The sequence below is a fragment of the Georgenia sp. Z1491 genome (assembly GCF_049856175.1).
GTDB lineage: Bacteria > Actinomycetota > Actinomycetes > Actinomycetales > Actinomycetaceae > JB111.
The window spans coordinates 40976-53883 of sequence record NZ_JBNDNA010000014.1; the positions used below are offsets into that span (position 1 = coordinate 40976).

Consider the following 12908-nt stretch of genomic DNA (forward strand, 5'->3'; position numbering starts at 1 on the left):
CGGTGACCACCATCCCGAGGAGGAACATTGAAGATCCGGCGCTTCACCGGGCTCGTCGCGGCTTCCGCCGCCACCGCCCTGGTCCTGGCCGCGTGCGGAGGGTCGTCCGACGAGGACGACAACGGCGGCGACGACGACACCACCCAGACCGACGGAGCGGGCGGCGACGACCCTGACGCCCCCGACGACGACCCGGACGCCGGCGGCGACGCCGCGGGCCTCAACGAGTCGACGCAGATCAGCCTCGGCTGGAACCAGCACTTCTACGAGTACAACGACAACACCTCGACCGGCAACGCCACGGCCAACGCCAACATCCTCTACCTGATGAACGACCGTTTCGCGTACTTCGACGAGAACCTCGAGTTCGTGCGCAACGAGGACTTCGGCACGATGGAGCTCGCCGAGGACGAGGTCACGGTGACCTGGACGATCGCCGACGGCGTGACCTGGTCCGACGGCACGCCCGTCAGCGCGGTCGACGTGCTCCTGCAGTGGGCCGCCACCTCCGGGCACCTCAACACGGTCGAGGAGGAGCTCGACGAGGAGGGTGAGGTCACCAACCAGGAGGAGGTCGACGCCGGCGTCTTCTTCAACGGCACCTCGCCGACGGTCGCCTACTTCCAGCCGACCCCGGAGATCTCGGACGACTACACCACGCTCACCGCGGAGCTGAGCGAGCCCTTCGCCGACTGGGAGTTCCAGCTCGCATCGGGCTTCATCCCCGCCCACGTCGTCGCCATGCGCGCGCTCGACATCGACGACCCGCAGGAGGCGCTCGACACCCTCGTCGAGGCCATCCAGACCAACGACGCCGAGGTGCTCGCCCCGGTCTCGACCTTCTGGAACGAGGGCTTCCAGTTCGACGGGACGCTGCCGGACGACGAGCTGCTCTACCTGTCCAACGGCCCGTACCTGCTCTCGGAGATCAGCGGCGAGGAGTACGTCGTCCTCACCGCCAACCCCGACTACACCGGTGCGAACCAGGCGGCCTTCGAGACCGTGACGGTGCGCTTCAACGGCGACCCGAACGCTCTCGTCGACGCCATGGAGAACCAGGAGATCGCGGTCGTCTCGCCCCAGCCCACCTCCGACCTGCTCACGCGCGTCGAGGGTCTCGGCGAGCCGTACACCTTCAGCCAGGAGGACACGGCGACCTATGAGCACGTGGACCTCGCCCAGAACAACGAGGGCCCGTTCGACCCGGCCACCTACGGGGGCGACGAGGAGACCGCGCGCAACGTCCGTGAGGCGTTCCTGCGCGTCATCCCGCGCCAGGACATCCTCGACCAGCTCGTCATCCCGCTCAACCCTGACGCCCAGATCCGCAACAGCCAGACGCAGGTCCCCGGCTCGCCGAACTACGACGCGATCGTCGAGGCCAACGGGATGACGTCCTACGACGAGCCGGACGTCGAGCTGGCGACCCAGCTCCTCGAGGAGGCCGGCGTCGAGACGCCGATCGAGGTGCGGTTCATGTACGACACCGCGAACACGCGGCGGTCGAACACGTTCCAGCTGCTCGCCTCGGCGTACGAGGAGTCCGGCCTGTTCACGCTCGTCGACGCGGGCTCGACCGACTGGGGCTCGCTCCTGTCCGACACCAACGTCTACGACGCGGCCCTGTTCGGCTGGCAGTCCACCTCGACGGGTGCGACGAACGCCCAGGCGAGCTTCTACACGGACGGCATCAACAACTTCTACGGGTACTCCAACCCCGAGGTCGACGCGCTGTGGGACCAGATCGCCGTCGCGGTCGACACCGACGAGCAGGCCGAGCTGCTCGGCCAGATGGAGGCCCACCTCGTCGAGGACGCCTTCGGCCTGGTGCTCTACCAGCACCCCGGCCTGACGGCGTGGAACAGCGACGTGGTCGAGGAGATCACGCCGATCACCATGTCCCCGACCATCTTCTGGAACTTCTGGGAGTGGACCCCGGGCGGCGCCGCTGCGGCGAGCTGACCTGAGCCGTCACGCCTGACGGGCCGACGAGAGGCGCCGGGACCCCGGTTCCGGCGCCTCTCGCGCGCCCGGAAGACACTCCGACGAACGCCGTTCTCCACCACAGCGCCGCGTGTAGGCTCCCAAGCCACATGCCCCAGCGAGAAGGTCTCACCACATGATCAGGTTCCTGGTTCGGCGGACAGCCACCGGGCTCGTCGTCCTGCTCGTCTCGAGCTTCCTCATGTTCGGCATGCTGTCGGTCTCGATCAACCCGCTGCAGGATCTCGAGGAGTCGACGGCGCCGAACAAGGCCCAGCTCATCGCCCAGCGCATCCAGGAGCTCGAGCTCGACCGGCCGTGGATCGCCCGCTTCTGGGACTGGCTGACGGGCTTGCTCACCGGTGATCTCGGCGTCGCGTGGCGCAGCGGCCGGGCGGTCGAGTCCGTCATGGGCGACGCGCTCATCGACACGCTCCAGCTGGTCACCGCGGCGACCTTCCTCGCCATCGTCCTCGGCGTCGCCATCGGTATCGCCTCGGCGCTGCGCCAGTACTCGACCTTCGACTACGTCATCACGCTCGCCTCGTTCGTGCTGTTCTCCCTCCCGTCGTTCTGGGTGGCGGTGCTGCTCAAGCAGGGCGGGGCGATCTGGTTCAACTCCTTCCTCGCCGAGCCCAACCTCAGCTACACGACGATCATCGTCGTCGGCCTGGTCACGGGCCTGTTCTGGTCCCTCGCCGTGGGCGGCGACGCGCTCCGGCGCCTCGTGGTCGCCGGCGTCGCGGCTGCCGCGTCGATCGCGATGTTCGCCTACCTCCAGGAGAGCGGGTGGTGGAGCGAGCCGCACATCTCGGGCGGCCTGTTCCTGCTCCTCTCGCTCGCCACGGCGATCGTCATCACCCTGCTGACCACGGGGCTGTCGAACCGTCGTGCGCTGCTCACCGGCGTCGCGGTCGTGGTGATCTTCCTGCTCCTCCACGGCTGGATCACCGAGGGCCTGTTCGTCGACCTCACCGACTCGATGACGTGGGGGATCATCGGCCTGTTCGTGCTCGGCGCGATCGCCCTCGGCATGGCGGTCGGTGCGGCGTTCCGGGGTCCCGACTGGGGGCAGTCGATGCGCGTCGGCGGCATGACCGGCGGCATCGTCATGGTCTTCCTCGTGCTCGACCGGTGCATGCAGGCCTGGCCCGCCTACTTCAACGCCAACGCGATCAGCGGCCGGCCCATCGCCACGATGGGCTCGGACACCCCGAACCTGGGCGGCAACTTCTGGATCCAGGCGATCGACATGTACACGCACCTGATCCTGCCGACCCTGGTGCTCATGCTCATCTCGTTCGCCCAGTACACGCGCTACTCGCGCGGATCGATGCTCGAGGTCCTCGGCCAGGACTACATGCGCACCGCCCGCGCCAAGGGCCTCAACGAGCGCACGGTGATCATGCGGCACGGATTCCGCAACACGCTCATCCCGCTCGCGACGATCGCGCCGGTCGATGTCATCACGCTCTTCGGCGGCGCCATCATCACCGAGCAGATCTTCGGGCGTCCCGGGATGGGCCGACTGTTCGTCGACTCCCTCAACGGTGCCGAGATGGACCCGCTCATGGCCTACATCGTGCTCACGGCGGCGCTGGCCGTGCTGGCGAACATCGTGGCCGACATGCTCTACGCCGCCCTCGACCCCCGGATCAGGCTCAGCTGATGACTACTCCCAACCCGTCCGAGGTCCCCGACGAGTCGCGGTCGAGCCGTGAGGAGAACGAGCTCGAGCTCCGCGACGTCGCCGGCCTCACGCAGGGCCAGATCGTCCGACGTCGGTTCTTCCGCCACGTCGGGGCCATGGCCTCGCTGGTCTACCTCGCGCTCGTCACCATCCTCGCCTTCACCTCCGTCGGATTCTTCGGGATCGACGGCTGGTGGAGGTGGGGGGCCAGGGACCGCAATCCGGAGGGCAACGTCAACGAGCTCGGTGCGCCGACCCTCGAGGTGCTGCCCGAGAGCGGCGGCCTCGTCTCGTTCGGCCCCCACCCCTTCGGTCAGAACGAGATCGCCCAGGACCTCTTCGCCCAGGTCATGTACGGCATCCAGACCTCGCTGCTCGTCATGGCCATCATCGGCGTGATCGCCGCGGTGATCGGCGTGCTCGTCGGCGCGCTGGCCGGCTTCTTCCGAGGCTGGCTCGACAACCTGCTCATGCGGATGACGGACCTGGTCATCACGGTGCCGACGGTCGTGCTCGGTGCGGTGCTGGGCACGCTGCTGGGCAACCCGCACACGATGGACAACATCTACGGCATCCCGCTGTTCGGGACCGTGCTCGGGTGGATGTCGTTCCCCGTGCTCTTCGCGATCGTCCTCGGCCTGGTCCTGTGGACCGGCATGGCCCGACTGGTGCGCGGCGACTTCCTCGCCCTGCGCGAGCGTGAGTTCGTCGACGCCGCCCGGGTGGCGGGCGCCTCGAACGCTCGCATCATCTTCAAGCACATCCTGCCCAACGCGATCGGCGTGGTCATCGTCAACGCCACCCTGCTCATGGCGTCCGCCGTGCTGCTCGAGACGGCGCTGGCGTACCTGGGCTTCGGCATCCTCCCGCCGGACTACTCGCTCGGCTGGATCATCTCCGAGTACCAGGGTGCGTTCGCCACCCGGCCGTGGGCCTTCTGGTGGCCGGGCTTCTTCATCATCACCATCGCCCTGTCGATCAACTTCATCGGCGACGGCCTGCGGGACGCGTTCGACCCGCGGCAGCGCAGGAAGCCGTCGGCCGGCGCGATGCGCCGCGCCGCGCAGAAGTCGCAGGCGCGGAAGGACGAGCAGGTCGGCGCCACGAGCGGCGGCGCCGCGGCCGGCGTCACCGCGACCGGTGGTACCGGGTCGGCCGGGACCGGGACGGGTGAGCAGGCATGATCGCCGCGCGGGCCGGATCAGCCGACGACCAGCGCCAGCACCACGAGCCCCGCGAGCGCGGCGAGCGGCGCCACGTTCCAGCTGCTCGTCACCGGGGGCACGGGCGCGTCCTGGCGCAGGTGGCCGTCGCGCCGCAGGGCGTCCCGACGTGCGGCGATGACCGAGGCGACGACCTCGGCGGTGCCGTAGCGCCGCTCGACGGGGGCGGCCCCCGCGTCCCGCACGGGCGTCTCGTCGCCGCCGGACCGGGCGTCGCCTGCCGGGTCGTCGCCGCGCCCGCGGCGCAGCCGACGTGCGGACGGCGACGGGGCGGGAACGGCCCACGAGCCGAATCGCCCGTCGTCGGTCACGACGGTCAGCGACCAGCGCGACTCGACGTCACGCAGGGCCGGCCAGGGCACGTGGACGTCGCGCAGGAGGTCACGCACGCCGACCCCGCCGTCGGAGACCTCCACCGCGGGACGCCACCACACGACGTACAGCACCAGAGCGGCGCATGCCGTCCACGCCAGCGGCGCCGGGCCGACGCCGTCGACGAGGATCATGACGGCCGCCAGGGCGCACACGACCCATCCGGCGACGGCGATCGGGCGGGCCGCGCGCGTACGGAAGACGAGGGTGGGTCGCATCCGTCGATCCTCCCACCCGGGCACGGCACCGCCACCGACCCGCTCGCCGGCACGACCCTGAGGATGAGCACGTGACTGAGACCATCGAGACCACGCCGTCCGCGAGCCGGTTCGCGGACCAGGACCCCATCCTGCGGGTCCGCGACCTGTCGATCGAGTTCCTCGTCGACGACGAGTGGTTCACGGCCGCGGACAGCCTCAGCTACGACGTCCACCCCGGTGAGGTCCTCGCCATCGTCGGCGAGTCCGGCTCCGGCAAGACCCAGTCCTCGATGTCGTTGGTGGGGCTGCTGCCGCCCAACGGCCGCACGACCGGCTCGGCGAAGCTCGGCGACACCGAGCTCGTGGGCCTGCGCGGACAGCGACTGCGCAACGTCCGGGGCGACGAGATCGCGGTGATCTTCCAGGAGCCGATGACCGCGCTCAACCCCGTCTACACGGTCGGCTTCCAGATCGTGGAGACGCTGCGCACGCACCAGTCCCTGCTGCCCGCCGCGGCGAAGAAGCGCGCCATCGAGTTGCTCACGCTCGTCGAGATCCCGGAGCCGGAGCGCCGCTTCGGCTCCTACCCGCACCAGCTCTCCGGCGGTCAGCGGCAGCGGGCGATGATCGCCCAGGCGCTCGCCTGCAACCCCCGGCTGCTCATCGCCGACGAGCCGACGACCGCCCTCGACGTCACCGTCCAGGCGGAGATCCTCAAGCTCATGCGGGACCTGCGCGAGCGGATCGACGCCGGCATCGTCCTCATCACCCACGACATGGGTGTCGTCGCCGACATGGCCGACACGATCCTCGTGATGAAGGACGGCGTGATCGTCGAGCGCGGCGTCGCCGACGAGATCTTCCACCGCCCGCAGCACCCCTACACCCGCCAGCTGCTGTCCTCGGTGCCCCACCTCGGCTCCCACTCGTCGGCGGACGAGTCGTTCGCCCCCGAGGACGAGGTGGGCGGGGCGGCGCGCTGGCCCGACCGACCTCAGGTACGCGACCGCGACGCCGCACCGACGCCGACCGGCGCGCGGGCGGGCGATGCCGAGATCACCCCGGTGATGAGGGCGGAGAACGTCGTCCTCGAGTACCCCAAGCGCGGCCGGCAGAAGGCGTTCGTCGCCGCGGAGGACATCAACCTCCACATCCAGCCGGGTGAGGTCGTCGGCCTGGTGGGGGAGTCCGGCTCCGGCAAGACGACGATCGGCCGCGCCATCGTCGGCCTGCTCCCGGTGAAGTCCGGGTCGCTGGTCGTCGACGGCATCGAGATGCGCGGCGCCGGCCGCGGAGACCTCAAGCCCCTGCGGAGCAGGGTCGGCATGGTCTTCCAGGACCCGGGCTCCTCGCTCAACCCGCGGCTGCCGATCGGCGAGTCGATCGGTGAGCCGCTGCTGCTGCACACGGACCTGTCCAAGACGCAGCGCAACGGACGGGTCGAGGACCTGCTCGACAAGGTCGAGCTCCCGCGCGTCATGCGCAACCGGTACCCCCACGAGCTCTCCGGCGGTCAGCGGCAGCGAGTCGGCATCGCCCGCGCGCTCGCGCTCGAGCCGACGATCCTCGTCGCCGACGAGCCGACCTCCGCGCTCGACGTCTCCGTGCAGGCGCGCGTGCTCGAGCTGTTCAGCGAGCTCCAGCGGGAGACGGGCTTCGCCTGCCTCTTCATCAGCCACGACCTGGCCGTCGTCGAGATGCTCTCCTCGCGCATCGCCGTCATGCACAAGGGTCACCTCGTCGAGACCGGCCACTCCGGCCAGGTCGTCAACGACCCGCAGCACCCGTACACCCAGCGGCTCATCGCCGCCGTCCCGGTGCCCGACCCGGACGCGCAGGCCAAGCGGCGCAAGACCCGCGACGCCGTCCTCGAGGCCTACGCGAGGTCCGGCGGCGAGGACGGGGAGCCGGCCGTGGACTCACCGGCCGACCGGGAGGAGGAGGTCCGCCGCTCGGAGGAGCGCGAGAGCGTGGCGGCCCTCGACCGGCTGGACAACGAGGGCCACGACCCGCAGGACCCCGGCACGTCGGAGCGCAAGAACTGACCGGTCACGGGGACCGACCCGGTCGGTGAGCGGGCCCGCGTCGGGGGGATCACCCCCGCGGGGCGGGACGGCGGTGCGCCCACGCGCGTAGGATCGCGGTTCGGGGCGCGTGACGTGACCTGCGAGCCGGCGCCCCTGCCGATCGGTATGCGCGTGCGCGTGGACGCCGGAGGTAGACACCGGACCCGAAGGAAGCCCTCTCATGCCCCAGCGCCAGGACCTGCGCAACGTCGCGATCGTCGCCCACGTCGACCATGGCAAGACCACGCTCGTCGACGCCATGCTCTGGCAGTCCGGAGCGTTCGGGGAGCACGACCACGTCGACGAGCGGGCCATGGACTCCGGCGACCTCGAGCGCGAGAAGGGCATCACGATCCTCGCGAAGAACACGACGGTCGCCTACCGGGGGCCGTCGGCCGCTGTCGCGGGCGCGCCCGAGGGCGTGACGATCAACGTCATCGACACCCCCGGTCACGCCGACTTCGGCGGCGAGGTCGAGCGCGGCCTGTCGATGGTCGACGGCGTGGTCCTCCTCGTCGACTCCTCCGAGGGCCCGCTCCCGCAGACCCGGTTCGTCCTGCGCAAGGCGCTCGCCGCCAAGCTGCCCGTCATCCTCGTGGTCAACAAGGTCGACCGCGGCGACGCCCGGATCGCCGAGGTCGTCGAGGAGGCCACCGACCTGCTGCTCGGGCTGGCCTCCGACCTCGCCGACGAGGTTCCCGACCTCGATCTCGACGCCGTTCTCGACGTCCCGGTCGTCTACGCCTCGGCGCGCGCCCGCCGCGCCTCGCTGGAGCGCCCGCAGGACGGCGAGATGCCGGACTCCGAGGACCTCGAGCCCCTGTTCGCCACCATCCTGTCGACGATCCCCGGCCCGCGCTACGAGGAGGGTGCGCCGCTCCAGGCGCACGTGACGAACCTCGACGCCTCGCCGTTCCTCGGCCGGCTCGCCCTCCTGCGCATCCACAACGGCTCGATCCGCAAGGGCCAGACCGTGGGGTGGGCGCGTCAGGACGGGACCGTGGCGAACGTGCGTATCTCGGAGCTGCTGCGCACCGAGGCGCTCTCCCGGGTCCCCACCGAGTCCGCGACCGCCGGCGACATCGTCGCCGTCGCCGGGTTCCCGGACATCACGATCGGCGAGTCGCTCGTCGACGCCGACGACCCGCGTCCGCTGCCGCTCATCACGGTCGACGACCCCGCGATCTCGATGACGATCGGTATCAACACGTCGCCGCTGGCCGGACGCGTCAAGGGCCACAAGCTCACCGCGCGCCTGGTCAAGGAGCGGCTCGACCGCGAGCTCGTCGGGAACGTCTCGCTCAAGGTCCTGCCCACCGAGCGCCCGGACGCCTGGGAGGTCCAGGGGCGCGGCGAGCTCGCGCTGGCCATCCTCGTGGAGCAGATGCGTCGCGAGGGCTTCGAGCTGACCGTCGGCAAGCCGCAGGTCGTCACCAAGGAGGTCGACGGCAAGCGGCACGAGCCGATGGACCGCATGACGATCGACGTGCCCGAGGAGTACCTCGGCGCCGTCACCCAGCTCCTCGCCGCGCGCAAGGGCCGGATGGACTCGATGGTCAACCACGGCACCGGCTGGGTGCGCATGGAGTTCCTCGTCCCCTCCCGCGGCCTCATCGGCTTCCGCACGCGCTTCATGACCGAGACCCGGGGCACCGGCATCGCCTTCTCCATCGCCGAGGGCCACGAGCCGTGGCACGGCCCCATCGAGCACCGCAGCACCGGCTCGCTGGTCGCCGACCGGCCGGGTGCCGTCACCCCCTTCGCGATGATCAACCTCCAGGAGCGCGGCTCGTTCTTCGTCGAGCCCACCGCGGAGGTCTACGAGGGCCAGATCGTCGGTGAGAACTCGCGCAACGAGGACATGGACGTCAACATCACCAAGGAGAAGAAGCTGACGAACATGCGGTCGGCGACGGCCGACTCGTTCGAGAGCCTCGTGCCGCCGCGCCGGCTCACCCTGGAGGAGTCCCTCGAGTTCGCCGCCGACGACGAGTGCGTCGAGGTCACCCCCGAGATCATCCGCATCCGCAAGGTCCTCCTCGGCAGCACGGAGCGCGCCCGGGCCGCCGCGCGGGCGAAGCGGCAGGGCGCCTGATGACGGGCGCCGAGGGGGCGGACCTCAGCGCCGGGGCGAGCACCCCCGGCGCCACGCCCGCCACCCCCGCGGCGCCCGCCCGCAGCCCGGGGGAGCGGCTGCTCGAGGCCGTCGTCACGGTGCTCCTCGCGGTACTCGTCGCCGTGGCCGGCACCGTCGTCCACCGCATGGAGCACGACGGGCTGCCGCTCGGCGTGCTGCTCGGGATAGCGCTCGCGCTGACCGCCGCCGTGCTCGTGCGGGCGGTCGCCGGCACCGTCGCCCTCATCGTCTACGGGGCGTGCGGCATCGGCGTCGTCCTGCTGATGACCTACTGGGGGCCGGGCGAGGACGTGCTCGTCACCTCCACACCGCGCGCGATGCTGTGGATCCTCACGATGCCGCTGGCCGCCGCGCTCGGCTGGGCCGCGCCGCGGTCGTGGTTCTCCGCCGACCGCGTCCGCATCCGCCCCCGGCGCTCCGCGGGCTCCCGTGGGGTCGCGACGACCGACCGGGCGGGTGGCACCGGCTCGACCGGTCAGGCCGCCACGGTCGACGGCGGCGACCGCGAGGAGTCGGCCGGGACGCGGCCGTGAGCGTCGACGAGCTCGAGGAGGGGTTCCGGGCGGCCCTCGCCCGCAGGCCCGTGGGGGTCGCCGTGCTCGGTGTCCGCGCGGGCGGGCACGCCCTGCTCGTGCCGCTGACGGACGTCGCCTCCGCCTCGCTGCGTCCGCCGATGATCACCGTGTCCGTGCACGCCGACTCCCGTGCGTCGGAGGCGCTCGAGGAGGCCGAGGAGTGGGGGATCACGGTGCTCGACGACTCGGCCGGGGCCGCCGCGGCGCTCGCCCGGGTGTCCGAGCCCGGTCGTCCGCTGGTCGGCCAGGACGTCGGCATCTCGCTCGTCCCGCGGCCCGGGGACGCGGTCCTGCTCGAGGACGCGAGCGCACACCTCGTGCTCCGCACCGCCTGGGCGCGGCCGGCCGGCGACCACCTCGTCGTCGCCGCCGACGTGCTCGAGGCACGCGCGACCGGCCGGGCCGGCGCCCAGGTCCACGCCCTGGGCCGCGTGCGTCCCTGGTCGCCGGGCGGTCCCACGGGTGCCCGGCGCACGGCCGGGGACCGCCCGGTACGGGGACAGGGCTGACGTCCCCATCCCGGGGCCCGCGCGGCGCCTGCCCGAACCGGTGATATTCCCTACGATGGACCGGGCCGCAGCGAGGACGGCCCCACATCACGGAACGAGGAACGCATGACCCGCCACGCGCGCGACGCAGGGCACGACAACGGTCGGGGACGCCGGCGTGGACGCGGCTGGCTCATCGGCCTGGGCATCACCGTCGTGGTGCTCGCGGGCGCCTACTTCGGCATCGCGTGGTTCGTGGGGGACAAGGTGCCGAGCGGCACCGTCGTCGCCGGTGTGCAGATCGGCGGCCTGGAGGCCGACGAGGCGGTCGAGGAGCTGCGCGACGGGCTGGGCGAGGAGCTCGACGCCCCGGTCCGGCTCACGCTCGACGACAACGAGGCGGAGATCAGCTCGGCCGAGGCCGGGCTCACGTTCGACGCCCAGGGCACGGTCGACGGGCTCACGGGCTTCGCGCTCGACCCGCGCGTGCTCCTCGGCCACTTCACCGGCATGGGCGCCTACGACCCGGTCCGCAGCGTCGACGAGCCCGCCCTCCTGGCCGCGATCGAGGCCGTCGAGGACGATCTCGTCACCGCCCCGGTCGACGGCGCCATCGAGTTCTCCGGGTCCACGCCGCGGGTGACCGATCCCGTGGTCGGCACCGAGCTCGACATCGAGGCCACCAGTGAGCTCGTCGTCGAGGACTGGCTCGTGTCGACCTCCCCGGTCGAGGCCGTCGCGACCGAGGTCGCGCCCGAGATCGACGACGAGGCGGTGGCCACCGCGCAGTCCGAGATCGTCGCCCCGCTGACCTCCGGACCGGTCACCGTCCAGGTCGGCGAGGACGAGGTGCCCCTCGAGGTCGCACAGCTCACCGAGGCCGCCACGATCGAGCCCGTCGACGGGGCGCTCGCCCTGACCATGGACGGCGAGCTGCTCGCCGACCAGGTCCGCGAGTCCGGTGGCGACATCGGCTCCGAGCCCGTCGACGCCCAGGTCACGCTGCGGGACGGCGCGCCGTACATCGTGGGCAGCGAGGCGGGCGCGGTCCTGGACCCCGAGGGCCTGGACGCGGCCGTGTCGGCCGCCGCGACCTCGACCGACGACCGCGTGGCCGTCGCGGAGGTCGTCGAGGAGGAGGCCGAGTTCACCACGGAGGACGCCCAGGAGCTCGGCGTCGAGGAGGTCGTCTCCGAGATCAGCACCCCGCTGACGTCGGACGACGTGCGCACCCAGAACCTCGTCAACGGCACCGCGCTCGTCACGGGCACGCTCGTCCTGCCCGGGGAGCAGTTCGACCTCGCCGAGGAGCTGGGCCCGATCACCGAGGAGAACGGTTTCGTCTCCTCCGGCGTGGTGGAGAACGGCTTCAACGCCACCGCCCTGGGCGGCGGCGTCTCCCAGCTCTCGACCAACATGTTCAACGTCGGCTGGGAGGCCGGGCTGGACGACATCGAGCACCGCCCCCACAGCAAGTACTTCGACCGCTACCCGATGGGCCAGGAGGCGACCCTCTGGGTGGACGAGGACAACCCCGAGAACTCGATCAACATGATCTGGGAGAACAACACGCCCTACGGCGTGCTCGTCGAGGCCTGGGTCGCCGACGGCCAGGTCCACACCCGCCTGTGGTCGACCGAGTACTGGGACGTGACCACCGAGACGGTCGGCCCCTACAACGTCACCCCGCCCCAGGACGTCGTCAACGACTCGCCGTCCTGCGTCCCGGAGTACGGCGGGGTCAACGGCTTCTCGGTGACCGTCTCGCGCGAGCGCAGCCACGGCGACGAGGTGCTGCCGCGCGAGGAGTACGAGTGGACCTACTCCCCGCACCACCGGGTCACCTGCGGCTGACCGGTCGACCGGCCGACCCCGGCTCAGCCCGTCTCGGGCCGCCGGCCTCGCCCGTCGGGGGGCGGGGGGACGCGCCGACCGGACAGGATCGCCGACGTCGGGACCACCACGTGGCCGCGGCGCGTGTCCACCGTGAGCTCCGCCTCTCCGGCCCCGACCAGGTGACCGAGCGCGTCGCGGGCGCGGTCACCGTCGCGGAACCGCACGGAGACCCGCTCTCCGACCCGCCACGAGCGCCAGGCGACGCCGTCGGGTCCGGGGTAGCCGGCGAACGCGTGGGCCATGGTCCGACCCTCCCACACCTGCCGGGCGCGTCCGGT

General features: G+C 71.5%; 10 protein-coding genes. 8 read left to right on the forward strand and 2 right to left on the reverse strand.

Features of this window, described 5'->3' with window-relative positions; translation table 11 throughout:
• The first annotated feature begins 27 nt into the window (after positions 1-27).
• The 3 genes from ACPYO4_RS13550 to ACPYO4_RS13560 all read left to right on the forward strand — a co-directional run bounded on the left by ACPYO4_RS13550 (position 28) and on the right by ACPYO4_RS13560 (position 4857).
• The gene (locus tag ACPYO4_RS13550) at positions 28-1962 is read left to right on the forward strand and encodes an ABC transporter family substrate-binding protein (protein ID WP_425709779.1); all 1935 of its coding nucleotides are present in this window, start codon (positions 28-30) and stop codon (positions 1960-1962) included.
• 157 nt (positions 1963-2119) lie between these two features.
• Positions 2120-3652: an ABC transporter permease gene (locus ACPYO4_RS13555; RefSeq protein ID WP_425709780.1), complete on the forward strand. Its 1533-nt coding sequence runs from the start codon at positions 2120-2122 to the stop codon at positions 3650-3652.
• Positions 3652-4857, forward strand: a complete 1206-nt coding sequence (locus tag ACPYO4_RS13560) for an ABC transporter permease (RefSeq protein ID WP_425709781.1) — start codon at positions 3652-3654, stop codon at positions 4855-4857. The genes ACPYO4_RS13555 and ACPYO4_RS13560 overlap by 1 nt, the downstream gene beginning before the upstream one ends.
• Positions 4858-4874: 17 nt before the next feature.
• On the opposite strand, the gene ACPYO4_RS13565 is transcribed toward ACPYO4_RS13560, so the two are convergent.
• Positions 4875-5486 carry a PH domain-containing protein gene (locus ACPYO4_RS13565; protein ID WP_425709782.1) on the reverse strand — a complete coding sequence of 204 codons (612 nt, stop codon included), beginning with the start codon at positions 5484-5486 and terminating at the stop codon, positions 4875-4877.
• A gap of 71 nt (positions 5487-5557) precedes the next feature.
• Between ACPYO4_RS13565 and ACPYO4_RS13570 the strand changes: the two genes are divergently transcribed.
• The 5 genes from ACPYO4_RS13570 (at position 5558) to ACPYO4_RS13590 (ending at position 12588) form a co-directional block, all read left to right on the forward strand.
• Positions 5558-7513, forward strand: coding sequence for an ABC transporter ATP-binding protein (locus tag ACPYO4_RS13570; RefSeq protein ID WP_425709783.1), 1956 nt, complete (start codon positions 5558-5560; stop codon positions 7511-7513).
• Positions 7514-7715: 202 nt separating this feature from the next.
• Entirely contained in the window at positions 7716-9629 is a 1914-nt protein-coding gene (gene typA, locus ACPYO4_RS13575) for a translational GTPase TypA (RefSeq protein WP_425709784.1), read from the forward strand.
• Positions 9629-10204 carry a hypothetical protein gene (locus ACPYO4_RS13580; RefSeq protein ID WP_425709785.1) on the forward strand — a complete coding sequence of 192 codons (576 nt, stop codon included), beginning with the start codon at positions 9629-9631 and terminating at the stop codon, positions 10202-10204. The genes typA and ACPYO4_RS13580 overlap by 1 nt, the downstream gene beginning before the upstream one ends.
• On the forward strand, positions 10201-10755 hold the full coding sequence (locus ACPYO4_RS13585; protein WP_425709786.1) for a flavin reductase: 555 nt from the start codon (positions 10201-10203) through the stop codon (positions 10753-10755). Before ACPYO4_RS13580 ends, ACPYO4_RS13585 begins: the two co-directional genes overlap by 4 nt.
• A gap of 105 nt (positions 10756-10860) precedes the next feature.
• Positions 10861-12588: a VanW family protein gene (locus ACPYO4_RS13590; RefSeq protein WP_425709787.1), complete on the forward strand. Its 1728-nt coding sequence runs from the start codon at positions 10861-10863 to the stop codon at positions 12586-12588.
• Between the two features lie 23 nt (positions 12589-12611).
• On the opposite strand, the gene ACPYO4_RS13595 is transcribed toward ACPYO4_RS13590, so the two are convergent.
• Positions 12612-12872: a hypothetical protein gene (locus tag ACPYO4_RS13595; protein WP_425709788.1), complete on the reverse strand. Its 261-nt coding sequence runs from the start codon at positions 12870-12872 to the stop codon at positions 12612-12614.
• Positions 12873-12908 lie beyond the last annotated feature (36 nt).

Bases quoted from the DNA above. Each gene is read 5' to 3' on its own strand.
- ACPYO4_RS13560 (WP_425709781.1), top strand. From the start codon at position 3,652: ATGACTACTCCCAACCCGTCCGAGGTCCCCGACGAGTCGCGGTCGAGC.
- ACPYO4_RS13595 (WP_425709788.1), bottom strand. From the start codon at position 12,872: ATGGCCCACGCGTTCGCCGGCTACCCCGGACCCGACGGCGTCGCCTGG.
- ACPYO4_RS13590 (WP_425709787.1), top strand. From the start codon at position 10,861: ATGACCCGCCACGCGCGCGACGCAGGGCACGACAACGGTCGGGGACGC.
- ACPYO4_RS13565 (WP_425709782.1), bottom strand. From the start codon at position 5,486: ATGCGACCCACCCTCGTCTTCCGTACGCGCGCGGCCCGCCCGATCGCC.
- typA (WP_425709784.1), top strand. From the start codon at position 7,716: ATGCCCCAGCGCCAGGACCTGCGCAACGTCGCGATCGTCGCCCACGTC.
- ACPYO4_RS13555 (WP_425709780.1), top strand. From the start codon at position 2,120: ATGATCAGGTTCCTGGTTCGGCGGACAGCCACCGGGCTCGTCGTCCTG.
- ACPYO4_RS13580 (WP_425709785.1), top strand. From the start codon at position 9,629: ATGACGGGCGCCGAGGGGGCGGACCTCAGCGCCGGGGCGAGCACCCCC.